This is a genomic window from Methylovirgula sp. 4M-Z18 (genome assembly GCF_037890675.1).
Classification (GTDB): domain Bacteria; phylum Pseudomonadota; class Alphaproteobacteria; order Rhizobiales; family Beijerinckiaceae; genus 4M-Z18.
Genome location: NZ_CP149574.1, coordinates 592,360 through 619,286 on the forward strand (window position 1 = coordinate 592,360; position 26,927 = coordinate 619,286).

The following is a 26,927-nucleotide window of genomic DNA, read 5'->3' on the forward strand; positions in this document are numbered from 1 at the left end:
AAACCGGGTAAACCCGGTTTGTGAGCGGGGAGAAGGGTCCGCGCCGCATCGTTAGAATCCTACGATCTCACGGGAGCGTGTAGGCGGTCTTCACGGTCGTGTAGAACTCGGCCGCATAGGTGCCCTGTTCGCGCGAACCGTAGCTCGACCCCTTCGTGCCGCCAAACGGCACGTGATAATCCACGCCCGCGGTCGGCAGGTTGACCATCACCATGCCGGCCTCCGCATTGCGCTTGAAATGCGAGGCATATTTGAGGCTCGTGGTGCAGATGCCGGTGGCGAGACCGAACTCCGTGTCGTTGGCCAGCGCCAGCGCCTCGTCATAATCCTTGGCGCGGATGACATTGGCCACCGGGCCGAAGATTTCCTCGCGGGCGATGCGCATGTCATTCGTGCTGTTCACGAAGAGGGCAGGGGTCAGGTAGAAGCCGGGCGTGTCGCGTTTCACGAGCTCGCCGCCGGTGGCCAAGGTCGCGCCTTCGTCCTGGCCGATCTTGATATAGGACAGGTCTTGATCGAGCTGGCTCTGATCGACCACGGGGCCCATCTGCGTTCCGGCCTTGCAGGCATCGTCCACCACGAGACCTTTGAGCCGTTCGGTCAGAGCGGCCACGAACGCGTCGTGAATGCCGCTCGTGACGATCAGGCGGGACGAGGCCGTGCAGCGCTGGCCGGTCGAAAAGAAGCCGCCGTTCGCCGCGCATTCGACTGCGACTTTCAGATCCGCATCGTCGAGCACGACGAGCGGATTCTTGCCGCCCATTTCGAGCTGGAATTTCGCCATGCGGCCGACGCAGGCCGCCGCCACTTTGCGCCCCGTCGCGACCGAGCCGGTGAAGGTGATGGCATTGACATCGCGATGGGTGAGAAACGTCTCGCCCACGACCGAGCCGCGCCCCATCACCAGGTTGAACACGCCCTTCGGCAGGCCGGAGCGCGCGATGATGTCGGACAGCGCATGCGCCGAGCCGGGCACGAGATCGGCGGGCTTGAACACGACGGCATTGCCATAGCACAGGGCCGGCGCGATCTTCCAGGCGGGAATGGCGATGGGGAAATTCCACGGCGTGATGATGCCGACGACGCCCACCGGCTCGCGGGTGATTTCGACATCGATGTTCGGCCGCACGCTCGGCAGTTTGTCGCCCCTCAGGCGCAAGGCCTCGCCGGCGAAGAAGGCGAAGATCTGCCCCGCCCGGGTCACTTCGCCGATGCCCTCCGGCAAGGTCTTGCCTTCTTCGCGCGACAAGAGGCGGCCGAGTTCTTCCTTGCGTGCGAGAATTTCGTCCGAGATTTTCTTCAGCGCGTCGTAACGCTCTTGCGGCGTCGAGCGTGCCCATTTCGGTGCGGCGGCCTTGGCGGCGGCGATGGCCTGCTGGGCCTGGGTGGCGTCGGCCTGCGTATATTCCGCGATCACGTCATCGGTGTTGGAAGGATTGACGTTGCGGGTGACGCCGGCGCCCGCGACCCATTCGCCGGCGATGAAATTCTGTTTGAGATCGGACATGGACATTTCCTAGATAAGCTTACGTTGTGCGAGGTTGCGGAAGAGGTGGGAGACGCCGAAGGTCCAGGGCGGACATTCGGTCGAATGGTTCATGCGATTGACCAACATGCCAAGCTTGTCCGTCGAAACGGTGACAATGTCGCCCGTCTTATGTGTGAAACCTTTGCCGGGCGTGTCGCGGTCCTGGATCGGCGCGAACATCGTGCCGAGGAACAGCACGGCGCCATCGGGATATTGGTGGTGCGGGCCGATCATCTGCCTGGCGAGATCGGCGGGGTCGCGGCTGATCTTGGCGATCGAACTGCCGCCTTCGAGATGGAAGCCTTCGGGCCCGTCGACGCTCAGGTGCACGTAAGCGCTGCGCACGTCGTCGAGCGAGAAACTGGCGTCGAAGAACCGCAGGAACGGCCCAACGGCGCAGGAGGCGTTATTGTCCTTCGCCTTGCCGAGCAGCAGCGCCGAGCGGCCCTCGACATCGCGCAAATTCACGTCATTGCCGAGGCTGGCGCCGACGATCCGGCCTGTTGAGGTGACGACCAGCACGATCTCCGGTTCCGGATTGTTCCAGGTCGAAATCGGATGGATGCCCGCATCCATGCCCGTGCCGACCGCCGACATCGGCTGGCTCTTGGTGAAGATCTCGGCATCCGGCCCGATGCCGACTTCGAGATATTGCGACCAGGCGCCCTTGGCGATCAGCAGATCCTTGAGATGCTGCGCCTGCGGCGAGCCGGGTTTGAGTTGCGAGAGGTCGTCGCCGATGAGCGCATTGATCTCCTGCCGCAGCGCCGCGGCGGCGTGATAATCGCCGCGCGCCCGCTCCTCGATCACCCGCTCCAGCATCGAGACAGCGAAGGTGACGCCGGCCGCCTTGATCGCCTGCAGGTCGATCGGCGCAAGCAGCCAGGGGCGGCTGGAATCGCGTGCGTCGGGTGGCGTATTGGCGAGAATGTCGGCCAAAGCACCGATGCGCTCGCCGTCCGCCCGCCGCAACGCCTCCGCCGGGGCGGGCGCCTCGCACAGGTCGCGCATCGTCGGGAAGGCGGCCGAAATGTCGAAAACGCCATCCTCCCGGATGGCGGCGACGCTCGGTCCCTCCCGGTCGGGGCGCCAGACACGTCCGGCAAGGGCTCCGGCCAAGCCGTCTTTCGGCAGGGTTTGGCCAAGATCGAGGGTGATTTGCGGCATATTGACGGATTCCATGCAAAAAAACCGGGGCATTCGCCTCGGAAGAGGGCGTGATTTCGGACAGAAGTATTGACGGACAGGGGTGCGCTGTCTAGCCTCTAGCATGCTAGTCGCTGTTCGGCTCCCATGGCAAGCCGCTCAGTGATCAGCGCGTCAAATCGAAGAGCGACCCATGGCCATACCCTCACGCGCGCGTGCCAATCGCCCCCCATCCGGCGAGGAGAGCCGCCGAGCGTCCAAAGCCGATCAGGTTTACGACGAGATCAAGGAGGCGATTCTATCCGGCACTTTCGAGCCGGGCATGGCGATTGACAAAGTGGAATTATGCAGTCGGCTGGGCATGTCGCGTTTTCCCGTCACCACGGCGATCAATCGCCTCGCTTACGAGCGCCTGGTGGTGATCGAACCGCAGCACGGTTCCTTCGTCGCCAAAATTTCCGCAGACGATGTGCGTGAATTGCTGCTGATCCGTCGCGCGCTCGAGGCGGAAATCGCTGGCGAGGCGGCGCGGCGTCTGACGCATGAAGCGCTCGAGAAGCTCGAGCGCAACCTGCGTTATCAGGTCGCCGCCGTCGAGGCGCAGGATTATTCCGGCTTTTACGCCCTCGATGTCGAGTTTCACCGCATCATCATCGGCGGTCTCAATCTGCTGCATTCGAGCGAGATCCTGGAAGGGTTGCGATCGCATCTCGAACGCGTGCGCCGTCTGCTGCTGCCTCTGCCCGGCCGGATGCCCGTCACCTATGCCGAGCATCGCGCCATCGTCGATGCACTCAACGCGGGCGACGCCGACAAAGCTATGGCGGCCATGCGCGACCACCTCAGCCAGACGGCCGTGATGTTCGAATCCTATGTCAAACAAAGGCCGAGCCTGTTCTCGACCTGAAGAGTGTTGGAGTTAATATGTCCCCCCGCATAATCCGTCTCAGTCCTGCCGACAACGTCGTCATTGCGGTCGATGTCATCGACACCGGTGCCGATGTGGCGGGAGTGAAAGCCGCGGCGCGCGTACCTAAAGGCCACAAAATGGCGACTACGCCGATCGCCAAAGGCGAGCCGGTGCTCAAGTTCGGCCAGATCATCGGCTTTGCCAGCAGCGACATCGCGCCGGGCCAGTGGGTGCATGAGCAGAATGTCGAAATGCATGCATTCGCGCGCGATTACCGGTTTGCCGAGGATGCGCATAACGAGGTCGTTCTGCCCGTGGAGCAGCAGGCGACCTTCGAAGGTTTTCGCCGCGCCAACGGCAAGGTCGGCACGCGCAATTATGTGGCGATTCTCACCAGCGTGAATTGCTCGGCCTCGGTTGCGCGCTTCATGGCGCAGGAGATCGAGCGCTCCGGCATCCTACGCGATTATCCCAATATTGATGGCGTCATTCCGCTCGTCCATGGCGGCGGCTGCGCGCTCGACGTGAAGGGCGAGGGCTACGAAACGCTGAAGCGCACGCAATGGGGCTATGCCGGCAATCCGAATGTCGCCGGGGTCGTGATGGTTGGTTTGGGGTGCGAAGGTTTTCAGATCGCACGCTGGAAAGATGCCTATGGCATTCAGGAATCCGACACTTTCCGCAGTATGACGATCCAGGAGACGGGCGGCACGAAGAAGACGGTTCTCGCCGGCGTCGAGGCGCTGAAGGCCATGCTGCCGATCGCCAATCAGGCGAAGCGCGAAACGGTCCCAGCATCCGAATTGATGCTGGCATTGCAATGCGGCGGCTCCGATGGCTATTCCGGCATCACGGCCAATCCGTCGCTCGGCGCCGCCGTCGACATTCTCGTGCGCCACGGCGGCACCGCGATCCTGTCGGAGACGCCGGAAATCTATGGGGCGGAGCACCTTCTGACTCGGCGCGCGGCGACGCGGGAAATCGGCGAGAAACTCGTCGACATGATTCACTGGTGGGAAGATTACACCAGCCGCAACAAAATGGAGATGAACAATAATCCCTCGCCGGGCAACAAGGCCGGTGGTTTGACGACGATTTTGGAAAAATCGCTGGGCGCGGCGGCCAAGGGCGGGACGACCACGTTGCAGGGCGTCTATCATTATGCCGAGCCGGTGACCGCCAAGGGCTTCGTCTTCATGGATACGCCCGGTTACGATCCGGTTTCGGCAACCGGCCAAGTGGCGGGCGGCGCCAATGTCCTCGCCTTCACGACAGGACGCGGTTCGGCCTATGGCTGCAAGCCGACGCCGTCGATCAAGCTTGCGACGAACAACGACACCTATCGCCGCATGACCGATGACATGGACATCAATTGCGGCGACGTGCTCGATGGCATCAGCATTGCCGAAAAGGGCCAGGAGATTTTCGACAAAGTGCTCCGCGTCGCGTCCGGCGAACATTCGAAATCCGAGGCGCTTGGCTACGGCGACGCGGAATTCGTGCCTTGGCAAATCGGCGCGACGATGTGATAGCTAATCCGGTTTCAATTTAATTGCATGGCGCCTCGCGTTTGCGCGGGGCGCTACATCTCAAGATGCGCAACTTGGATGAGCCTGAGTCGCGCATTGAATTTGCCGCAAGCAGGCTTGCCCGCTTGCAAGTACGGAAACTCTCGGGAGTAGAAAAGGAACGACCATGCGTCTGGCGCAGATCATCGACGACAAAGGAAAACGGGCGCTGGTGGTGACCGCGCGAGGCGAGACGCGGCTCGTCAAAGGCATCCGCACGACTTACGCCTTGGCGATGGAGGCGCTCGAACTCGGCGAACCGATCCGCAAGCGCATTGCCGCGCGCGGCATCGGCGCGCCGGTCGATTTGAAGGCCGCCTTGAAGGAAGGCCGGGTGCTGCCGCCGATCGACCATGCCGATCCGGCGCATCTTCTCGTCACCGGCACCGGGCTCACCCACCTCGGCTCTGCCGAAGGGCGCGACAAAATGCACAAAGATTTGTCAGATGCCTCCAAACTGACCGATTCGATGAAAATGTTCAAAATGGGCCTCGAAGGCGGCAAGCCGGCCAAGGGTCAAGTCGGGGTGCAGCCCGAATGGTTTTATAAGGGCGACGGCTCGACCATCACGCCGCCCGGCCATCCGCTGCTCTCTCCCAGCTTCGCCCTCGACGGCGGCGAAGAGCCTGAAATCGCTGGTCTCTATGTGGTCGGCAAGGATGGCACGCCGGCCCGCGTCGGCTTCGCGCTCGGCAACGAATTCTCCGACCACGTGACCGAGCGGCAGAACTATCTCTTTCTCGCCCATTCCAAATTGCGCGTGTCTTCTATCGGTCCCGAGGCGCTGGTCGGCGACCTGCCGCTCGACATCAAGGGAACGTCGCGCATCCGCCGCGGCCGCGAGGTGATCTGGGAAAAGCCTTTCATTTCCGGCGAGCAGAACATGTCCCATACAATCGCCAATCTGGAGGCGCATCACTTCAAATATGAGCTGTTCCGCCGCCCGGGCGACGTGCATGTCCATTATTTCGGCACGGCGACCCTATCCTTCTCCGACGGCATTTCGACCCAGCCGGGCGACGTTTTCGAGATCGAGGCTGAGCCCTTTGGCCTGCCGCTTGCTAACAAGCTCAAAGTGGTTAAGACGAAAATCCCGAGAGTAAAGGTGTTGTAATGTCCAATCGCGTTCAGGCTGACGAAACGAACGGTGCTGCGATTCAGTCTGAAACCGATAAGGATTCGCCCTTGAAGGAAGACATCCGGCTCCTGGGCCGGATGCTCGGCGATACGGTGCGGGAACAGGAGGGCGAGGATATTTTCAACCTCGTCGAACAGATCCGCACCCTGTCGGTCCGCTTCCATCGCGCCAACGATACCCAGGCGAAGGAAGAACTTGAGGCGATCCTCGATCGCCTCACCTCGGCCCAGACGGTGCAGATCACCCGGGCCTTCAGCTATTTCTCGCATCTCGCCAATATCGCCGAAGATCAGCACCACATCCGCCGCACCCGCGCCCATGATCTGCAAGGGTCGGCGCCGCGCGACGGTACCCTGGCCAAAGGCTTGCACCGCGCCGATGAGGCCGGCATTTCGGCCGCGACCTTGCGCGATTTCTTCAACAATGCGCTAGTGAGCCCCGTGCTTACCGCCCATCCGACCGAGGTGCGGCGCAAAAGCACGCTCACCCGCGAGCAGGCGGTTGCCGATCTCCTCGACCACCGCGAGCGCATTCGCATGACGCCGGACGAGGCGACCGAGACGCAGGACAAGCTGCGCCGCGCTATTCTCATCCTGTGGCAGACCAATCTCCTGCGCCGCACCAAGCTGACGGTGCTCGACGAAGTGGCGAATGGTCTGTCCTATTACGATTACACATTCCTGCGGCAATTGCCGGCGCTTTACGGCGTGCTCGAAGACATGCTGAGCGCGCGCGACCCGCAGCAGAGCGAGCAGGAGATCGCTTCGTTCTTCCGATTGGGTTCCTGGATCGGCGGTGACCGCGACGGCAACCCGTTCGTGACGGCGGATGTTTTGCGCGAGGCGGCGCGGATGCAAAGCGTCCACGCATTGAAATTCTATCTCGAACAATTGCACAAGCTGGGCGGCGAATTGTCGATTTCGAGCCGCATCGTCGAGGCTTCGCCCGAACTGATGGCGCTGGCCGGGCGCTCGCCCGATCGCTCGATTCATCGGCGCGAAGAGCCTTACCGTCTCGCGATTTCCGGCATTTACGCGCGCCTTGCGGCGACGGCCGCGCAGCGCGACAAATATGAGACCCCGCGTGATCCCGTCGGCGTCGCGCCGCCTTACGCGGATGTCAGCGAGTTTCTGGCCGATCTCGATGTCATTCAACAGTCGCTGCAGACGCATGGTTCGAAAATCATCTCGCTCGGCCGTCTGCGCGTGTTGCGCCGGGCCGCCAAGTGTTTCGGCTTCCATCTTGCGACCTTGGATCTGCGACAGAATTCGGATGTCCATGAACGCGTCGTGGCCGAACTTCTCGAGGAAGTCGCGCCTGGCACGCAATATCTGAAGCTGGACGAAGCCGGCCGCGTCAAACGCCTCTTGCAGGAATTGCGCTCGGCCCGGCCGCTCATTTCGCCTTTCATCACCTATTCCGAGGAAACGCAATCCGAACTCGACGTGTTCCGCGCGGCAGCGGAAGTGCGGGCGCTGCATGGCGAAAAGGTCATCGCCACTGCGATCATTTCGAAAGCCGAGAGCGTCTCCGATCTGCTCGAACTCGCCTTGCTGTTGAAGGAAGCGGGGCTCGTGACGGCCGAGGGCACGTCCGCCATCAACATGGTGCCGCTCTTCGAGACGATCGAGGATTTGCGCAATTGCACCGGCGTGATGGACAGCCTCTTTTCCATTCCCGAATACAAGAGCTACGTCACCAGTCTTGGCGGCGTGCAGGAGGTGATGCTCGGCTATTCGGACAGCAACAAGGACGGCGGCTTCGTCACGTCAGGCTGGGAGCTGTACAAGGCCGAGATCGGCCTGATCGACGTATTCCGCAAGCATGGCGTGCGGATGCGCCTGTTCCATGGCCGCGGTGGCTCGGTCGGCCGCGGCGGCGGCCCCAGCTACAACGCCATTCTCGCCCAGCCGGGCGGAGCGGTGCAGGGACAGATCCGCATCACCGAACAGGGCGAGATCATTTCCAGTAAATATTCGAACGCCGACGTCGGCCGCCGCAATCTGGAAATCCTCGCGGCGGCGACCTTGGAAGCCTCTTTGCTGCAGCCGGAGCGTCCCGCCCCGCGCGAGGAATTCCTCGGCGCGATGGAGTTCCTGTCGGAGAAGGCGTTCAAGGCCTATCGCGGCCTGGTCTACGAGACGGAAGGTTTTGAATCCTATTTCTGGTCGTCGACGGTGATCACCGAAATTGCGACGCTCAACATCGGCAGCCGTCCGGCGTCGCGCAAGAAGACGACACAGATCGAGGCTCTGCGCGCTATCCCCTGGGTCTTCTCCTGGGCCCAATGCCGCCTGATGCTGCCGGGCTGGTATGGCTTCGGTTCGGCGATCAAGGCCTGGCTCGAGGAGCGGCCGGACTACGGTTTGAGCCTGCTGCAGGCGATGTATCGCGAATGGCCGTTCTTCCGCACCCAATTGTCCAACATGGACATGGTGATGGCAAAGAGCAGCCTGGCGATTGCCTCGCGCTATGCGGCGCTGGTGACGGACGTAGAACTGCGCAACGAAATCTTCGGCCGCATCAGCGCCGAATGGCATCGCTCGGTCGAGGCGCTGAATGCGATCATGGGGCAGAGCAAGCTTCTGGAATCGAACCCGCTGCTCGCCCGCTCCATCCGCAACCGCTTCCCCTATCTCGACCCGCTCAATCACATCCAGGTCGAACTGATGCAGCTTTATCGCCAGCACGAGCATGACGAGAAGGTGCTGACCGGTATTCAGCTCACGATCAACGGCATTTCGGCGGGGTTGCGGAATAGCGGGTGAGATGATTCGACCGGGCGAACGGCTGGGACCGCGCGCTTTCAGCTCGCAAACGGCGCAGCTCCGAATTAAAATTGCGATGAAGCGCACTTAATTCGCTATAGGCCCCGACCGAAGCCAAGAATTGTAGGGATGCGTGGCAATGCAATTTAGATTAAATGCACTGTCACCGTAATTCGCGTAATTTGCGGAATGGATGCGGGACTTTCCCGGCAGCTGAGCCACAGACTTATACGCCCCCTAGATTCTCTTTGAGCAGCACCTCAATGCGCATCCTTTCCTGCAACGCGAAAAGTTCTCTCTGGTCGACGCGTGCGCGCATGATGCGCAAAGCACTTCGGACAGCATCGCGCGGGTCCTGAGCGATGACCGCATCGAGACGATCATCCATCAGTGCCTGCTCGGTGAAGGGCGTACGCTCGTGGGCGACCACAGTCAGGCGGTGGGCCTCGGGCCATTTCGACAGCGCTGCGAGGGGAACCCTGGCTTCCGAACTCAGCAGATAGACCGATACGATATCGGGGTTGTGTTGCAAGCTCCGGTGAATGATGAGATCGGCATGCTCTTCATCCGCGTAAGTTTCTATCGATGGCAGACTTTGCAAATTCGGAAACTGAGTATTGATGATGCTGTCAAAACCATGACGCCTCTGAATGCTATCGAGCGCCATCATGGTCTCTGCGATGACCATGATCTTGCCTCGCTTCTCGCCGACAAACCGGCCGATAATCTTTCCAGCAGTCGCGCCGGCCGCAAAATTATCGACGCCGACATAATCGGCGTTCTCCAGCTTTTCCTGACCGGATAGGAACTGCACGACCTTTACGCCGCGTCCGACAAGACGCACGAGCGCGTCACGCACCTGCGGCGATTCCGGCGCCATGACGGCAATGCCATCGACCGAATCCGCATCGAGGGCGGCCAGATATTTTGCGACGACATGCGGATCGGCCATGGAGATTTGGACAATATTCACCGTCGTCGAATCCGTACGGACTTCCTCCCTGCTGTCGCCGATCTGCTTAACGAGTTGTTGCAGATAAAGATCGCCGTGTTCGGGCAGAACGAAATTGAAGCGATAGGTCTTATTGCGCGCAAGCGCGACCGCCGCCGGATTCCGGACGAACCCTATGCGATCGATGGCCTCGAAAACTCGGCGAGCAGCCTTCTCGCTCACATTCGGTCGTCCGTTCAGCACGCGATCGACGGTTGCCAGGCTCACACCCGCGACTTCTGCCAGGTCTTTTGTGGTTGGCCGCATTTAGTCGAATCTCTTCCTTCGGTTTCTCGCGCGGACCCTCTGACAAAAACCATCGAAAGGCAACAATTGAAGCGCGCACGTCAAAAATCGCCTAGATTGAGGCTCGAACATCAAAATTTGCCGTTTCGGAGAGAATATAACAAAAATAGCTTGATTTGATGTGCGCACCTCAGTACTCTTTGCGAAGTGGCGGCCCGAGTTTTGGGTGCAAAGCCACAAAAATGGTGCGGAAGGAACAGTTCCGCTCGGGAGATGTTACGCCGCGTCAATAGCCCTCAATGGGCGTTTTGAACCTTCTGATCGAAATCGGAAGTAACGGGAGGAGATTCAGCTATGAAAGATCGCCACTTCAAGTGGTTGGGCGACGTCCGCGCTCTATTGGCCAGCGCGAATAAGATCGCCGAAAAGGAATTGCCCCGCTCCGGCGTGATCGGAAATCCGATGGAGGGCGTTTCCTCAGTGTCGATATCCGCCTGGCGCGCCTGCAACTAGCTTGAGGAGGGGGATATGGCACAGTTCATCAACAAGAGAGAAGACGCCGTAACCGAGGCGATCGACGGCGTACTAATGACATCCGGCGGCAATCTTGCGCGTCTCGATGGCTATCCGCATATCCGTGTCGTGGTCCGGAACGACTGGGATAAATCAAAAGTGGCGATTGTGTCGGGCGGCGGATCCGGCCATGAGCCAGCCCACGTCGGTTTCGTCGGCAAAGGAATGCTGACCGCCGCCGTTTGTGGCGACGTTTTTGCCTCGCCGAGTGTCGATGCCGTTCTGGCGGGCATTTTGGCGGTGACTGGCCCGGCCGGATGTTTGTTGGTCGTCAAGAACTACACGGGAGACCGTCTCAACTTCGGCCTTGCTGCCGAGCGCGCGCGTGCCTATGGGCTCAACGTCAGTATGGTCATCGTCGACGACGACATCGCGCTTCCCGATCAACTGCAAGCACGGGGCATTGCCGGCACTTTGTTTGTCCATAAGATCGCCGGTGCTCTTGCCGAAAAAGGCGCCGACCTTGAGACCGTCACCGCTGCCGCCAAGCGCGTCATTGCAGCTACCCGCTCCATCGGCATGTCGCTGGACACTTGCAGGGTTCCGGGGGCTCCAAAAGAACACCGCATACCGGAAGGCAAGGCTGAACTCGGTCTTGGCATTCACGGCGAGGCCGGCGCGGAGCAAGTCGACTTTGCGGGCGCTCGTTCCTCCGTCGCGTCCATGGTCGCGCGACTTGCCGCTGTCATGGGCGAAGGACCGCATGTCGCCTTGGTAAACAATCTCGGGGGGACGTCCGAGTTGGAAATGTCCATCCTCGTTCATGATCTGATTCATTCGCCTGTTGGCCGCAACATCATGCATGTGATTGGCCCGGCGCCTTTGATGACCTCGCTCGACATGCAGGGCTTTTCGATCTCCGTCTATCCTGCGGATGGGATGGAACTGGAACTCTTGAAGGCCCCTGTGCCGATTTCCACCTGGCCCGGGGTCTCGGAGGTGCGACCGGTCATCCTGAGCTCCCTGCCGGACGGCGTGATGCCGATCACGCCGATCCCGTCCAACCACTCACCGACGCGAGAATTCCTCATCGGCTGCTGTAACGTTCTGACAACTTCGGAGCGGGAACTGAATGCCCTCGATGCGAAGTGCGGCGACGGCGATACCGGTTCGACCCTGGCTGGGGCGGCCCGCGCCTTAACGAAGGCGATCGATCGACTGCCCTTGTCGGATCACACGCAGTTGCTGCGCGCCATCGGTCAGGAGCTAAGCCAAACGATGGGCGGATCATCTGGTGTGCTCCTCGCGATTTTCTTCGCGGCAGCCGGAGATGGCGCGTCGAGCGGATTACCGATGCGTGAAGCCTTCAGAGCTGGGCTCGCCCGGATGCAGGAGATCGGCGGGGCCGGGATCGGCGACCGAACGATGGTGGATGCTTTGGCGCCAGCACTCGACGCGCTCGACGAAAGCGTGACATCGGCTGCAGCAGCCGCACGTGCCGGCGCGAATTTCACGGCAACATTGTCTCGGGCGAAAGCGGGCCGTGCCGCCTACATTAGCGCGAAGCAACTTGATGGCCATATCGATCCTGGCGCCGAAGCCGTGGCGCGGATTTTCGAGCATCTCGCCGCTTAACCAGCGCAAACCGTTGGCCGCATATCGCCGGGACGCGGCGTTCGTCTCTCGTCGGCATTCCGATGCCTTCGCTGTCGAACTCTCGTGTTCCGGAGTGGCGCGGCCAACCAGCCATTCGACCGTGTGATTTACATCATCAACAAGGCAGGCGCTCGCACGCGTGCAGCCGCCGCATAAGAGGAAAACGACCATGGGAAGCGGATTCATTGGGGAACTTCTGGGAACGATGACACTCGTCTTGTTCGGCGACGGCGTGGTTGCGCAGGTTCTGCTGAGCAAGTCTAAAGGGCAAAATTCTGGTTGGATCGTGATCACCGCGGGCTGGGCCTTTGCGGTGCTTTGTGGCGTATTGGTCGCGGCCGCTGCCGGTGGATCGGGCCATCTGAATCCGGCGGTGACGATTGCCTTTGCGGCCGTGACTGGCGACTGGAGCCACGTTGCCACGTACATTCCGGCGCAATTCATCGGCGCGTTCATCGGCGCCGTCCTCGTCTGGCTCGCCTATCTGCCGCACTGGGAGGAGACCAGCGATCCGGGCTTGAAACTCGCCGTGTTTTGCACCGGTCCGGCGATCCGCAACACCGGCGCCAACATCATCTGCGAAATCATCGGCACGTTTGCCCTGCTCTTCGTGGTTGCGGCGATCGGCGCGAAAAGCGTTGGCACGCCGGGCTATTTCGGCCCGTATATCGTCGCGATGCTCGTCTGGGGCATCGGCCTTTCGCTCGGTGGTCCAACCGGCTATGCGATCAACCCCGCCCGCGATCTCGCTCCGCGCTTGGCCCATGCAATTTTGCCGATCCCTGGCAAGGGAGGCTCTGATTGGGCCTACGGCTGGATTCCGGTCTTTGCGCCCATCGTTGGCGGCCTGATCGGCCTCTTTGTCGCCAAGGCTGCAGGCATGCTTTAAGCGTCATTTTGAATGACGGATAGAGTTACGGTGAAAGTGCACTTAATTTTCTATAGGCCTGGACAGCCGTCGAGAATTGTCGAGGTGCGCAATAGTGCAATTTTAAATTAGATGCACCGTCACCGTAATTCTGGGTAATTTTGCAGCCGCATCAGAATTGTGCAAAATCGATGGGTTTGTCTTTGTCGATGCGCGCATTGACACTGTCCATCGGATATTTCAATCCGCTGGCGCAATTGAAAAGAACCGCGGTTTCATCGGCCCTAACCAATCCGTCCTGAAGCGCCTTTTGATAGGCGGCGACTGTTGCGGCACCCTCTGGGCAGAGCAGAAGCCCTTCTTCCCGGGCAATGAAATTGCGCATCGCCATGATGTCGTCATCCGCAATCGCCATGCAAAACCCGTTTGATTCCCGCACCGCCCGGATGATCAGAAAATCACCGACGGCGACCGGAACCCGGATCCCCGATGCAACGGTATGGGCATTCTCCCACAGCGGTGCATGCTCCTCGCCTCGTTCCCACGCCCGTACAATCGGCGCGCAGCCATCGGCCTGCACTGCCACCATGCGTGGCAAGGGTCCGCTGATCCAGCCGAGTTCCTGCAATTCGTGAAATGCCTTCCACATGCCGATCAAACCCGTACCGCCTCCGGTTGGATAAAAGATCACATCCGGCAGGCGCCAGCCAAATTGTTCGGCCAGCTCAAGACCCATCGTCTTTTTGCCTTCAATGCGATAGGGCTCTTTCAGAGTCGACACATCGAACCAGCCGACTTTTTCCTTGCCCCGTCCGACAATCGCGCCGCAATCATTGATGAGGCCATTGACCAGATAGGTCGCGCCGCCCTGCTGCTGAATTTCACGGACGTTGATGTCCGGTGTATCCGCCGGACAGAGAACGGTCGCCCGCTGCCCCGCGCGGCGGGCATAGGCCGCCATGGCCGCCCCGGCATTGCCATTGGTGGGGATGGCCAGATGCTTGATCCCGAATTCTTTTGCCATGGACACGGCGAGGCACAGGCCTCTCGCCTTGAAGGACCCGGTCGGCAGGCGGCCCTCATCCTTGACAAGGACCTTGCCTGGTTTTGCGCCAAGTTGTGCAATGGTCCGCTCGAGCGGGATCAGGGGCGTGACCACTTCTCCAAGGGAAATGCGATTTTCGGCCTTGGTAACAGGTAAAAGGCTCGCGTAGCGCCAAAGCCCCGGGGTTTGCGAGGCCGCGATGGACTCTCTTGAGACCTGTGCTGCCATTGTTTTGAGATCGTAGCGCACAAGCAGCGGACGTCCGGCCTCTGACAGGCCATGGATCTCCCCTGCGGGATAGCGCTTTCCTGTCAACGAGCATTCCAGATGGGAAACAAATGTCTGGATCATAAGGTTGGCCTTGTGCAGGACAGTCAGGGTCATGAATTACGGTGACACGAACTTAAATCCCCTTATTCCACCCGCCAATTCATAATGGCCCGCATTGGACGTATCATCGCTCCCGGTATTCCACGCCGTCTCGCGGTAATCGCCGCGAGACGGCGTTTTCGGGACTGATTGGGGATCTAAGTTCGTGTCACCACAATTCTCATTCAGGACGTTGCACAAATTTTGAATTTCGCATCACCGGATGCATGCATCATGAAACAGAAACTCCTAAATCCGCCCGGAGCTTCAGGAGGTCAGGCGGGAGGGGAGGTGCTTCGCGTTGCTTTGAACTGTTGAACGCTTCCTGCGACGCCTCCGACGCACAAGCGGGCAGTCTCCGGCTCATGCCTGATCCGTCTCGGACTTACGCTTTGGCGGCGTTCTGTGCGGCCTCGAATACATCGCGTGCGGACGTCGTACCCGCGACGTGCTCCGTATGCTCGGCTCCGAGGTCCATCCATCCTGCGTTCACGGCCTCAAACATTTCTTCGGCAGGTCCGGTGTGGCCCTTCGGGATGCCGAACCGCTCGAACGCTTCCGCCCACCCTGCACGCGGGACTGCAAAGGCCTTCACGTCAAGCGTCAAGACGTCACCCAATTGCTCGGCGACTTCATCCGCGCTGACCATCGAACCAAGCTCGACCAAGCGCTGCCCCGACCAGGCTGGCCCGCGCAAAAGGGTTGCGACCTCCGCGCCGATGTCATTCGTCGCGACCATGGTCGATTTCCGGTTTGTCGGATTGTAGTAGACCGGTAGCGTTCCACCTTGGGCGACCTGCAAGCCGTAAAGGAAATTCTCGAAGAATCCGCCTGCGCGCACAAATGCGATTGGGGATGTCAGGTCGCGAAAACCTTGCTCCAGAAGCGACAAGGCCGTGACCATCCCGAGTCCGCTGGTCCTGTTCGCACCCATCGACGAAAGCGCAACCACTCGCGGCGGCGCTGCCTTGGTGAGCGCCTCGACATAGTTCGCAATCACGCCCTTTGCTTCTTTGTAATCGGGTGAGGGCGCCCAGACAGCGGGCAACATGACAAACGCGCCTTCGACGCCTTTGAGCGCTTGCGCGATGGCTGCTGAATCATTCCAATCGCCGTCAACCAGTTCCACCCCCTGGTTTGCCCAGCTTGACGCCTTCTCGCGATTGCGGACCAGCGCGCGTACTTCCTTGCCGTGCGCCAACAGATGTTCTGCCGTTGCGCCGCCGACTTTTCCTGTGATTCCCATTACTAAAAACATGTGTTTTCTCCTGATATTGAGGGACAGGGGACTGCCCGAGTTGGTTCAACGGATGAGCGGCAGAATGGCCCGAATACGGGGATCGCGCGCGTAGAGGCCGCCCCATGTCATCGCGCCTAGAAGCAGGGAAACGATTTCCGGCGGCGACCCCAACTCACCAATGCGGACATGGGCGCAGATGGCACCTCCCAAAAAGCCCGTCACGAGGATCGCGCCGAGGACGGCGGTGGCCGGGATGGCGTAAAGGATGGCACAGGCGAGTATGATCGGACCCACGACACGGGTCAGGTCCATCGCGAACCCGGTTTCCTGCAACATGCTCGCGATCTGTGCCGGAGCGAAAAGCTGAATAATGCCGTCTGCCACCAGAGCGATAAAGACAAACGCGCTGATTATCCGGCCGGCCCACAGGCTGCGATGCAAGGCCATAGTTTCAGGCACTTGATGCAGATTCATAGTTTCGGACACTTGTCATTCTCCGATGGGGGAATCCCATATCCGGAGCTTACTGTGTCTCTCAGATGTGATAAACACCGAGAAAATGAACTCACTGTTCTCTCTGCGGTGAACAATATCGGGGCACGAAAATGCAGAATCTCGAACCCATCCTCATTTTCGTAACGGTAGCGGAAATGGGGAGCTTCACCCGCGCAGCCGACAGCCTGGGCATTCAGAAGGGAAGGGCCTCAACGGCGGTCCGGAAGCTGGAAGAAGATGTCGGCGTCAGGCTTCTGCACCGGACGACGCGTAGCGTGCAGTTGACGGAAGACGGACGGGTCTTTCGCGCACGTGCCCGCGATCTCCTCGCGGACGTTGACGATCTGCACTCGATGTTCGCAAGCGATCGCGTGGCACTTCGCGGGCGTCTACGCGTCGATCTTCCGACCGAGGTGGCACGGACAACGATCGTGCCGGCCTTACCGGATTTCATGGCGGTTCACCCCGAGTTGGAGCTGGAGCTGTCGAGTACGGATCGGCAAGTCGATCTGGTTCAAGAGGGGTTCGATTGTGTCTTGCGGCTTGGACCCATAAGGGACGAGACGCTGATCGCCCGCCCATTGGGCCTGTTGCGCATGGTCAACGCTGCCAGCCCCGCCTATCTGGCGCGCTACGGCGTCCCTCGATCGCTAGAAGATCTCCAGCGTCAGGAACATCGGGCAATTCATTTTTCGACGATACTGGGCGCAAGACCCTATGGATGGGAATATCCGGACGGCGACGGCTACGCGACGCTTCAGTTGCCAGGTGCGCTACACGTCAACAGCGCACAGACCTACGAAGCCGCTGCCCTCGCCGGCCTTGGCCTGATTCAGGCGCCGCTCTTGGGGATTGGCCGATACTTAGAGAGTGGAGCGCTTGTGGAGATCATACCCGATTTTCGTCGCCGGGCGCTCGCCGTGTCCCTCGTCGTAGCACATCGGAGCAATTTGTCGCGCCGGGTCCGCGCATTCATGAAATGGATCGAAGATGTGCTGACGCCGTATCTGGAATAGCAAGACGAACATCTTCGTCCGGCCCTCGAAATCAACATTCTGAAGTTATATCTGCCGGTCGGGTGCAAATATCTTGATTTCCCCCTTGCAGTTTGGCCGCGCTGCTCGTGACGATGTAATTCTCACACGCCCTTCGGATATTTTCCCTTCTTCTTTTTAACCTTCCCTTCTGGGAGGTCCTTCTTCCCACCCTTATACTTCTCCCGCTTCGGCGGCTTATCATGCGTGCGGGCTGCGTCGGCCGGATGGATGCGGATATTGTCGGGCGAGGGGCGGCGGGAATTGGCGAGGAAGCGTTCGGCTGCGGGCGTCGCGATTTCGAACAATGTCTCGTGATCGAAAATCTTGATCGAGCCGATGTCCTGGCGGGTGATCTGGCCGCGCTTGCACAGCATCGGCAGCAGCCATTTTGGGTCTGCATTACGGGTGCGGCCGATATCGAGGCGGAACCACGTGCTGTCGCCGCCAAAGCCTTTCTTGCCGACGCCCGCCGGTCCGGCGTCGCGGTCCCGTGCGGGACGTTCGCGCGTCGATTGGGCATAGCCAGGGTCGGTGACGTCCTCATAGGCCGGGAGTTGCGCGCGGTAGAGCCGCGCCAGCGCCGCCGCGACTTCCTCGGGCGACTTTTGCGCCAGCAGCAGGCGGGCGAGGGCGAGATCCTCCTCGCTATTGGCCTCGTTCAAGACGGGATCGTCGAGCAGCCGTTCCTGATCCTTGGCGCGAATCTCTTCGGCGCTCGGCGGCGCGCCCCACAGCGGTTGTAATTTTGCATCGACGAACAGCCGTTCGGCGCGGCGCCGCCGCGACATCGGCACCAGCACGGCGCTCACGCCTTTGCGGCCCGCGCGTCCGGTGCGGCCCGAGCGGTGCTGCATGGTCTCGACATCATGCGGCAGTTCGGCATGGATAACGATGCCGACATTGGGTAGATCGATGCCGCGTGCCGCCACATCGGTGGCGACGCAGACACGGGCGCGGTTTGAGCGCAGCGCGAGCATGGCCTGATTGCGCTCATGCTGGCTGAGTTCGCCCGACAGCACGACGGCGGAAAAACCGCGCTCCTGCAAAATCGCGTGCAGATGGCGCACCGCCTCGCGCGTGTTGCAAAACACCATGGCGGTAGGGGCTTCCAACATGCGCAGCAAGTTGACCACCACATGTTCATGCTCGTGCGGTGCGACGCGAATGGCGCGGTATTCGATGTCGGCATGACCGCTTTTGCCGCCCGTCACCTCGATGCGCTGGGCGTTGCGTTGATAGTCTTTCGCCAGCGTTGCAATGGCTTTCGGCATCGTCGCGGAAAACAAGAGGCTGCGCTTGGTTGCGGGCGCGGCCTTGAGGATGAATTCGAGATCCTCGCGAAAACCGAGATCGAGCATCTCGTCGGCTTCGTCGAGCACCACGGCTTTCAATTCCGAGAGGTCCAGCGCGCCGCGCTCCATATGATCGCGCAACCGCCCCGGCGTGCCGACCACGATATGCGCGCCGTCTTCCAGATTGCGCCGCTCGCGCCGCGCATCCATGCCGCCAACGCAGGTGGCGATGCGGGTGCGGGCATATTGGTAGAGCCAGCCCAATTCCCGCGCGACCTGCAGCGCCAGTTCGCGCGTCGGCGCAATCACGAGGGCCTGCGGCTTGGTCGCCGGGCCGAAGGTTTCGGCCGCGCCGAGCAGGGTCGGGGCCATGCTCAAGCCATAGGCCACGGTCTTGCCTGAGCCGGTCTGAGCGGACACCAACAAGTCCCGCTCCAAAGCCTCGGGCGCCAACACGGCGCTCTGCACCGGCGTGGGCTCGGCATAATTGCGCTCATCGAGGGCGCGGGCGAGGGAGGGAATGGTGGTGAAGGTCAAAGGAAAAGCCTGAGTGGGAAGGGGCGCGGGGCACGCGAAGGCTGTGTCCTATACGCTTTGTCGGGCCTTGTCTTGGAATTACGGAGATATCAGCTTAAATCCATGGCCCGCCCGTCGTCCGGCCAAATGAACTTGAGCTTGCCCAAGTTCATTATCTTTCATGATCTTTCGGGCTTCATTTTTCGCAATTTTCATGATAGAACAAATCATAAATATGGCTTTCACGTCGCCGGAAAGAGGGGTCGTTGCAAATTTTTTTGAAAACAAACTAATAGAGCGAATTTTAAAGTAAAATCAATTTGTTAAAGCGTCTGCGAAGGCCTTCGCCGAAAACATGCGGGTCAAATCCACCCGGGCCTTGGCACCGCGACGACGGGCCTCCGCCGGATCGGCGAGGGCGGCCGTGATCTGCTGGGCCGCGTGCGCCCGATCCGGTTCGGCCCAGAGCAATTGGCGGTCGTCGTCGATGGTTTTGGGCGACGGCACCAATTCGCAGCGCACCGGATAGCCATTGCTGTCATCGAGGAATTCCGCCGTCGCGGACCAATCGGTCGACACACAGGGCAGGCCCATCAGCATAGCTTCGGCAACGGTGAGGCCGAAGCCTTCCGAATGGTGAAGCGAGACATAGAGGTCGCTTTGCGCCAGCAGCGCCAATTGCTCGGTGCGCGCGAGTGATTGGCCGTGCAGCGCCACGCCACAGCCGCGCCCCTCAAGCGTTTTGAGCAGTGGTGCGAGACGCGCATCATCGCGCGATCCGCCGCGGATGATCAGGCGCAGGTCGAAGGCTCGGCCCGCCTGCGCGACATCGTTCAGCGCGGCGAGGAGGCCCGATAAATTCTTGCGGTGGCTGGCTGCGACCATGTCGCCGATGAAGCAGATCCGCGGCCTTGCCCCGTTGATCGGCTGGGCGAGGGGCAGCGGCTCGATGGCGACGGGCAGGGGCAGGAAACGTGTGGGGCACCCGGTCGAACGGGCGATCGCATCGACCGAAAAGCGGCTCGACGAGGCGAGTTCGTGAAAGAACGGCGCGTGCCGGCGCCAGCTCTCCGGCGTTTGCTCCAGTTCCCAGATCCAATCGCCGATCCGGTAGAGATTGTGCAGACGGGCCGCCCCGATCGCGCGCAAAGCCGCGCTCGAGACCGGCGGGTTGACGAACAGCACAAGCGTGCCGGCTTCGCCTCGGTCGGGCACATAGCGAAAGTCGGTGACCGCCTGCGATTGCCGAAAGGTGGCCGACAGGTCGATACCGAAAACCGGGATTTGCGCCGCTTCGAGGGCCTGGATCGCGAGACGCGCCGATTGGCCGAGACCAGTCGGGGCGGTGAGATATCCCGCGACGATGAACGGTGGTTGCGGCCGCAGCGGTGCAGCGCCCAGTTTCGGAGCAGTTGCCAGGGAGATTTCCTCGAACAGCCGCCGCCGGAACCCATGCGGAAGCATCTGCCAGGCACGGTGCAGCAATTTACGGCTCATCGGAGCGGAACATCCAGGCGACAGCGAAAATCATCACGTGCCGACTTGCCCGATCGGGACGGCGGGCGCAAGCGAATTGACGTAAGCGGCGGTCTTGGTGGCGCCGGGTTTATCCGGTACAAACCGCGCATGAACGAGGCGATTTTGCACGATGGCGCGCGGCCCATGGCGGTCTCAACGGACGGACCGCGCATTCTGTTCCTCTATTGGGGGCGCCGCGGCGGCGTGAACCGCATGGCGCTCGACATCGCCCGTGCCGCCGTCCACGACAAGGTCCCGAACGTGTTCTTTGCCCTCGCGCAGGACAACGAATTGCGCGCGACCTTCGCGCAATTACCGCTTCCGATCCTTTGGCAGAAGCTGTTTTCCTCCGCCCGCGAGGCGGTTCTCGGCCTCGCACGACTTGGCAAGATCCGCCGCGAGCTGGTCGATTTCATCCGCCGGCATCGCATCGATCATGTCATCGTGCTCATCCCGCATGTCTGGTCGCCCTTTGTAGCCAAGGCGATCAAAGCGACCGGCGCTCGGCTTTATCTTGTCTGCCATGATGCGCAGCGCCATCCGGGGGACCTGACCGGCTTCATCGACGCTTGGTTGCGGCGCGATCTGCGCCGGGCCGACGCCATCATTTCGCTCTCGCGCGCGGTGACGGCGCTGTTGACGCAGGAACATCGCATCGCGCCGGACCGCATCGTGCAATCCTTCTTGCCGTTGATCGACGATGTGTCGCAACCGGTCGCGCCGCGGACCTCGCTGCACCATCCGCCGCGCCTCGTCTTTCTGGGGCGGGTGCGCGCGTATAAAGGGCTGACGATGATGCTGGATGCCTTGCAGATCTTGCAGGCGCGCGGCATCGCTTTCGACATGTCGATCTTTGGCGAGGGCGACATGGGTGCGGATGCGGAGCGCCTCGCTGGCCTCGGCGTCGTGTGGCACCGCGGCTGGGTGCAGGAGCAGGACATTGCCGGCATTCTGGCGCGGCAGGACGTGATGATCCTCTCGCATACCGAGGCGAGCCAATCCGGATCGGTGATGCTTGCCCATGGCGCCGGCATCCCCGCCATCGTGACGCCGGTCGGCGGACTGCCTGAGCAGATCGAGGCGGGCCGCAACGGCCTTGTCGCCAAAAATGTGAGTGCCGAAAGTCTCGCCGAGGCGATCGCCATGCTGATCGGCGACGACGCTTTGTTCCGCCGCATGAGCGCGCAGATCGTGGCCGAGCGGGATGCGCGCTCGCCATCACGTCTTCTCGACCAGATGCGCCGCCTTGCCGCCGACGCACGGCCTGCGCGTACCTGATTGCGTGCCGATTCCGCCTTGAATTCAAGGCAATAACGATATCGCCTCGCCGTCGCACACGGTTTTTTTGTGTGTCAAACTTAACAAAATTTCATCTCCGGTTCACGTTTCGGAGAGGCGATTCAAGTGTAATGATCCTGCGGGATTGCTATAATGGCGGCGAGTAGAGGTTCTGCACGGCGGCCGCCGGCGGAGAAGCGGGACCTTGCATTTCGCAAAGCCGGCATTCAGCGGGCCCGCGGCGACGGCAATAAATAAATCTAAGGCGACGTGAGAATGGATAGTACGACTTCCAGGGTGAAGCCGAAGAAATCAGGTTCGAAGCTTTTCCTCGCCACTGTGATCCTCGCTGCGGGAGTCGGCGGCTACGCCTATTGGCAGCACATGGAAACGCAGCGGCAGGCGCAGGAAGCCGCCGCGCGCGCCGCCGCCGCGCCGCCGCCGGCCGTTCCGGTGACGATTGCCAAAGCCGCGAAATCCGATGTCCGCGTGTTTTTGCCGGGTCTCGGCACCGTTCAGGCACTGACCACCGTGACCGTGCGCAGCCGCGTCGACGGGGAAATTCACAAGATCGCCTATAAGGAAGGGCAATTCGTCAACAAGGGCGATCTTTTGGCGCAGATCGATCCGCGTCCGTTCCAGGCCGCGTTAGAACAGGCGACGGCTAAGAAGTCGCAGGACCAAGCCAATCTGGCCAATGCCCAGCTCGATCTCGTCCGCTATCAAAAATTAGGTCAGTTTGCCTCGGGCCAGCAGCTCGATACGCAAAAGTCGACGGTCAATCAGCTGACCGCGCAGATTGCGGCCGACCAGGCAGCGATCGATGCGGCGCAAACCCAGCTCGATTACACGACGATCCGCGCGCCGCTGACCGGCAAGACGGGCTTCACGCTGGTGGATGAAGGCAACATGGTCAGCGCGGCGGGGCAGTCCGGCATCGTCGTGATTCAGCAAATGCAGCCGATCACCGTCGTGTTCACCGAGCCGGAGCGCTATTTGGGCGATATCAATGCGGCCATGCGCGAAGGCGAGCCGCTGGTGGAAGCCTATACCGCCGACGGCAAGAAGAAGCTTGCGGAAGGTGTCCTGACCCTCGTCGACAATCAGGTCGATGTGGCGACCGGCAGCATCCATGTCCGCGCGACGTTCGACAACAAGGACGACGCTTTATGGCCGGGCCTGTCGGTGACGACGCGCCTGTTGGCGAAAACCTTGCAAGGCGTCGTGACCGTGCCGGACGGTACGATTCAACACGGCCCCAATGGGCTCTTCGCCTTCGTCGTCGATGACCAGAGCAAGGCGCAGGTGCAGCCGATCGAAATCGGCCAGAGCGAAGGCGGTGCGACCGTCGTCACGAAAGGCATTGCCGAAGGGCAAAGTGTCGTGACGGCCGGGCAATACCGCCTGCAGCGGGGCACTTTGGTTTCGAACCAGGAAGTCGCGGATAGTTCTTCGCAGTGATTGCGGGACGCAGGTCTTCTGGGCGGGGCAGTTTCGCCCCTTGAACTAGATTTGGATAAATCGGGTATCCGCGGATATGAACCTTTCGGCTCCTTTCATTAAACAACCCGTCGCGACGACGCTTTTGATGGTCGGGTTGTTTACCGTTGGCCTCGTGGCCTATCCGCAATTGCCCGTGGCGCCATTGCCGCAGGTCGACTTTCCAACAATTCAGGTGTCCACCTCGTTGCCCGGTGCAAGCCCTGAGACCATGGCTGCGACCGTGGCACAGCCGCTGGAGCGCCAGTTCGCCCAGGTGCCCGGCGTATCGCAGATCACCTCCGCCAGTATCTACGGATCGAGCCAGGTGACGGTGCAGTTCGATCTCGATCGCAATATTGACGGTGCGGCCAACGATATTCAGGCAGCGATTAATGCGGCGAGCGGACAGTTGCCACAGAATTTGCCAAGTCCGCCGACCTATCGGAAAGTCAATCCCGCCGATTCGCCGATCTTCCTGCTGTCTGCCACATCCGACACGTTGCCGCTCACGGAGGTGAACGATCAGGTCGATGTCAAGCTAGCGCAGCAAATCAGCCAATTGTCGGGTGTCGGACAAGTTTTCATCGCCGGCCAGCAAAAGCCGGCGGTGCGTATTCAGGTCGATCCCGCCAAGCTCGTGACCAAGAATCTCGCGCTTGAGGATGTCCGCCAGCAGATCGTTACACTCACGACCAACAGTCCGAAAGGGTCGCTCGACGGGCCAAATCGCGGTTATACGATCTACGCCAACGATCAAATCATGGCCGCCAAGGACTGGAACGACGCTATTATCGCTTATCGCAATGGTGCGCCGCTGCGGGTGAGCGATATCGGGCAGGCGGTAAGCGGCCCTGAGGATGCGCGCCAGGCGGCATGGGCGAGCGGTAAACGGGGCGTTTTCCTCATTATCTTCAAGCAACCTGGCGCCAACGTCATCAATACGGTGGATCGAATCAAGGAAACATTGCCGCACCTTGTCGCTGCATTGCCTCCCGCCATCCATATTTCGACCTTATCGGACCGCACGCAGACCATTCGCGCTTCGGTGAAAGACGTGCAATTTACGCTCGCGCTGTCGATCTTTCTCGTCGTTCTGGTGATCTTTGTCTTTCTGCGCTCGCTCTGGGCAACGATCATTCCGAGCGTGACCGTGCCACTCGCCCTGCTCGGGGCCTGCGCGCTCATGTGGGGCGCTGGTTATAGTCTCGACAATCTTTCGCTGATGTCGCTCACCATCGCCGTCGGTTTTGTGGTCGACGACGCTATTGTGATGCTGGAGAACATTTCGCGCCATATTGAAGAAGGCATGAAGCCCATGCAGGCCGCTATCAAAGGCGCCAGCGAAATCGGCTTTACCATTTTCTCGATTTCGCTGTCGCTCGTTGCGGTGCTCATCCCCTTGCTGCTGATGGGCGGCATCATCGGACGCTTGTTCCGTGAATTTTCGGTCACGCTGGCGATGACCATTCTTGTCTCGCTGGTTGTGTCGATCACGCTGGTCCCAATGATGTCGTCGCGCTTCCTGAAGGAGCATGCCCAGGTCCATCACGGCAAATTGTATCAGGTCAGCGAGCGCGGCTTCGACGCCCTGCTGCGTGGCTATGAGCACATGCTCGATGTCTGCTTGAGGCATCGTTTCATCACATTATGCGTATTTCTCGGAACGGTTGCTTTATCGGGCTATTTATTCGTTCTGATCCCCAAGGGCTTTTTTCCGCAGCAGGACACGGGGTTCATGGTCGGCGTTACGGAAGCGGGCCAAGACGTTTCTTTCCAGGAGATGAGCCGACTGCAGCAACAGTTGAGCGATGTCGTGCTGAAAGACCCCGATGTGGCGACTGTCGCGTCGGTCATTGGCGGCAACGGTCGCGCGTCGAACGCGGGCAACCTTTTTATTACGCTGAAACCGCGTGACGATCGCAGTGCCAGCGCCCAGCAAATTATTGCGCGGTTGCGACCAGAACTGGACAAAATCCGAGGCGCGCGCGCGTTCTTGCAAGCGGCGCAGGACGTGCGGCTGGGTGGCCGTCCGACCCGCACGCAATTTGAATTTACCATGCAGGATGCCGATCTCGATGAGCTGAACGCCTGGGCGCCCAAAGTGCTCGCCAAACTCAAAGGTCTGCCGGAACTTCGCGATGTCGCCACCGATCAGCAGACGGCCGGCACAACCCTCACTCTGACGATTGATCGCGATCAAGCCTCACGCTTCGGTCTGACGCCGCAAATGATCGACGACACGCTTTATGACGCGTTCGGGCAAAGACAGGTGGCGCAATATTTCACCCAGCTGAACAGCTATCACGTCATTCTCGAAACGCCGACGGCGATTCAGGGCGACGTGGCGACGCTGCAAAAGCTCTATGTGCGTGCGCCAAACGGCCAAATGGTGCCACTTTCCGCGTTCTGTAACTGGACGACCGTACCGGTCAAGCCGCTGTCGATCAGCCATCAAGGCCAGTTTCCGGCGGTGACCATCAGCTTCAATCTCGCGGCCAACGCGGCGCTTGGACAGGCAACGACCGCGATCCAAAATGCGATGAACCAGATGCAAGCGCCGACGACTTTGATCGGGACGTTCCAGGGCACCGCACAGGCCTTTCAGCAATCGCTGAGCACCGTGCCGATGCTGATCCTGGCGGCGCTGTTCGTTGTCTATCTCATTCTCGGCATTCTCTACGAGAGTTTCATTCATCCGCTCACCATTCTCTCGACGTTGCCTTCCGCCGGCGTCGGCGCGTTGGCGATGCTGATGATGTTTGGCTTCGATTTCAGCCTGATTGCGCTCATCGGCATCGTGTTGCTGATCGGCATCGTCAAGAAGAACGGCATCATGATGGTGGACTTTGCGATTGTTGCCGAGCGCGACGATGGTTTGACTCCGGAGGCCGCGATCCGCCGTGCGGCGCTGCTGCGCTTCCGGCCGATCATGATGACTACCATGGCAGCCCTGCTCGGTGGCCTGCCGCTCATGCTGGGGACGGGAACGGGTTCGGAAATTCGCCAGCCGCTCGGCTATTGCATGGTCGGTGGCCTGATCGTCAGCCAGGCGTTGACGCTGTTCACGACTCCCGTCGTTTACATCTATCTCGATAGGCTGCGGACATACTTTTCGCCACACCGGCGTTCGCGCGAAGACGTGGATCTCGACGACACCGGCGCGCTCGATCCGATCCATGTTCCCTCCGAGTGACCCGGAGGCGGTGGCGCGGCCGGACGCACGGGGCGTGGATCTCGGCAGATCTCTCAAAAATGCATTGGCCTCATCGATTTTCGGCGTTTGATTCAGCGCGTATTCGTGCTCATTTGAACACCAATAGAGG

Annotated in this window: 18 protein-coding genes; 10 read left to right on the top strand and 8 right to left on the bottom strand. The window is 60.6% G+C overall.

Annotated elements, in window-relative coordinates:
- Positions 1-67 precede the first annotated feature (67 nt).
- Complete coding sequence (locus V9T28_RS02695) at positions 68-1,507, bottom strand: aldehyde dehydrogenase family protein (RefSeq protein WP_116400660.1); 1,440 nt, start codon at positions 1,505-1,507, stop codon at positions 68-70.
- A 9-nt stretch (positions 1,508-1,516) separates the two neighbouring features.
- Positions 1,517-2,695 carry a fumarylacetoacetate hydrolase family protein gene (locus V9T28_RS02700; protein WP_116400769.1) on the bottom strand — a complete coding sequence of 393 codons (1,179 nt, stop codon included), beginning with the start codon at positions 2,693-2,695 and terminating at the stop codon, positions 1,517-1,519.
- A gap of 172 nt (positions 2,696-2,867) precedes the next feature.
- Here V9T28_RS02700 and V9T28_RS02705 point away from each other — a divergent pair, with 172 nt between their 5' ends.
- The 4 genes from V9T28_RS02705 to ppc all read left to right on the top strand — a co-directional run bounded on the left by V9T28_RS02705 (position 2,868) and on the right by ppc (position 9,058).
- The gene (locus V9T28_RS02705) at positions 2,868-3,581 is read left to right on the top strand and encodes a GntR family transcriptional regulator (protein ID WP_116400661.1); all 714 of its coding nucleotides are present in this window, start codon (positions 2,868-2,870) and stop codon (positions 3,579-3,581) included.
- Between the two features lie 17 nt (positions 3,582-3,598).
- On the top strand, positions 3,599-5,113 hold the full coding sequence (locus V9T28_RS02710) for a UxaA family hydrolase (protein ID WP_116400662.1): 1,515 nt from the start codon (positions 3,599-3,601) through the stop codon (positions 5,111-5,113).
- A gap of 166 nt (positions 5,114-5,279) precedes the next feature.
- Positions 5,280-6,266, top strand: coding sequence for an AraD1 family protein (gene araD1 / locus V9T28_RS02715; RefSeq protein ID WP_116400663.1), 987 nt, complete (start codon positions 5,280-5,282; stop codon positions 6,264-6,266).
- Entirely contained in the window at positions 6,266-9,058 is a 2,793-nt protein-coding gene (gene ppc / locus V9T28_RS02720) for a phosphoenolpyruvate carboxylase (protein ID WP_116400664.1), read from the top strand. Before araD1 ends, ppc begins: the two co-directional genes overlap by 1 nt.
- Before the next feature lie 226 nt (positions 9,059-9,284).
- Here ppc and V9T28_RS02725 read toward each other — a convergent pair whose 3' ends face one another.
- Positions 9,285-10,316 carry a LacI family DNA-binding transcriptional regulator gene (locus tag V9T28_RS02725; protein ID WP_116400665.1) on the bottom strand — a complete coding sequence of 344 codons (1,032 nt, stop codon included), beginning with the start codon at positions 10,314-10,316 and terminating at the stop codon, positions 9,285-9,287.
- Positions 10,317-10,823: 507 nt separating this feature from the next.
- Between V9T28_RS02725 and V9T28_RS02730 the strand changes: the two genes are divergently transcribed.
- Both V9T28_RS02730 and V9T28_RS02735 read left to right on the top strand, forming a co-directional pair.
- Complete coding sequence (locus tag V9T28_RS02730) at positions 10,824-12,443, top strand: dihydroxyacetone kinase subunit DhaK (RefSeq protein WP_116400666.1); 1,620 nt, start codon at positions 10,824-10,826, stop codon at positions 12,441-12,443.
- A gap of 190 nt (positions 12,444-12,633) precedes the next feature.
- Entirely contained in the window at positions 12,634-13,353 is a 720-nt protein-coding gene (locus tag V9T28_RS02735; RefSeq protein ID WP_116400667.1) for an MIP/aquaporin family protein, read from the top strand.
- A gap of 151 nt (positions 13,354-13,504) precedes the next feature.
- Here the strand turns inward: V9T28_RS02735 and V9T28_RS02740 are convergent, their stop codons facing one another.
- The 3 genes from V9T28_RS02740 to V9T28_RS02750 form a co-directional block, all read right to left on the bottom strand.
- On the bottom strand, positions 13,505-14,761 hold the full coding sequence (locus V9T28_RS02740) for a threonine synthase (RefSeq protein ID WP_199500107.1): 1,257 nt from the start codon (positions 14,759-14,761) through the stop codon (positions 13,505-13,507).
- 370 nt (positions 14,762-15,131) lie between these two features.
- Positions 15,132-16,004 (bottom strand): NmrA family NAD(P)-binding protein, encoded by an 873-nt coding sequence (locus V9T28_RS02745; RefSeq protein WP_116400668.1) that lies wholly within the window; start codon positions 16,002-16,004, stop codon positions 15,132-15,134.
- A gap of 45 nt (positions 16,005-16,049) precedes the next feature.
- Complete coding sequence (locus V9T28_RS02750; protein ID WP_116400669.1) at positions 16,050-16,472, bottom strand: DoxX family protein; 423 nt, start codon at positions 16,470-16,472, stop codon at positions 16,050-16,052.
- Between the two features lie 119 nt (positions 16,473-16,591).
- On the opposite strand from V9T28_RS02750, the gene V9T28_RS02755 reads away from it, so the two are divergent.
- Entirely contained in the window at positions 16,592-17,497 is a 906-nt protein-coding gene (locus V9T28_RS02755; RefSeq protein ID WP_116400670.1) for a LysR substrate-binding domain-containing protein, read from the top strand.
- Positions 17,498-17,619: 122 nt separating this feature from the next.
- On the opposite strand, the gene V9T28_RS02760 is transcribed toward V9T28_RS02755, so the two are convergent.
- Complete coding sequence (locus V9T28_RS02760; RefSeq protein WP_116400671.1) at positions 17,620-19,347, bottom strand: DEAD/DEAH box helicase; 1,728 nt, start codon at positions 19,345-19,347, stop codon at positions 17,620-17,622.
- Positions 19,348-19,641: 294 nt separating this feature from the next.
- Positions 19,642-20,823 (bottom strand): glycosyltransferase family 4 protein, encoded by a 1,182-nt coding sequence (locus V9T28_RS02765; protein ID WP_116400771.1) that lies wholly within the window; start codon positions 20,821-20,823, stop codon positions 19,642-19,644.
- A 129-nt stretch (positions 20,824-20,952) separates the two neighbouring features.
- Here V9T28_RS02765 and V9T28_RS02770 point away from each other — a divergent pair, with 129 nt between their 5' ends.
- The 3 genes from V9T28_RS02770 (at position 20,953) to V9T28_RS02780 (ending at position 26,797) form a co-directional block, all read left to right on the top strand.
- The gene (locus tag V9T28_RS02770) at positions 20,953-22,122 is read left to right on the top strand and encodes a glycosyltransferase family 4 protein (protein WP_158554788.1); all 1,170 of its coding nucleotides are present in this window, start codon (positions 20,953-20,955) and stop codon (positions 22,120-22,122) included.
- A gap of 276 nt (positions 22,123-22,398) precedes the next feature.
- Positions 22,399-23,583: an efflux RND transporter periplasmic adaptor subunit gene (locus tag V9T28_RS02775; RefSeq protein WP_116400673.1), complete on the top strand. Its 1,185-nt coding sequence runs from the start codon at positions 22,399-22,401 to the stop codon at positions 23,581-23,583.
- 76 nt (positions 23,584-23,659) lie between these two features.
- Positions 23,660-26,797: an efflux RND transporter permease subunit gene (locus V9T28_RS02780; protein WP_116400674.1), complete on the top strand. Its 3,138-nt coding sequence runs from the start codon at positions 23,660-23,662 to the stop codon at positions 26,795-26,797.
- Positions 26,798-26,927: the final 130 nt, after the last annotated feature.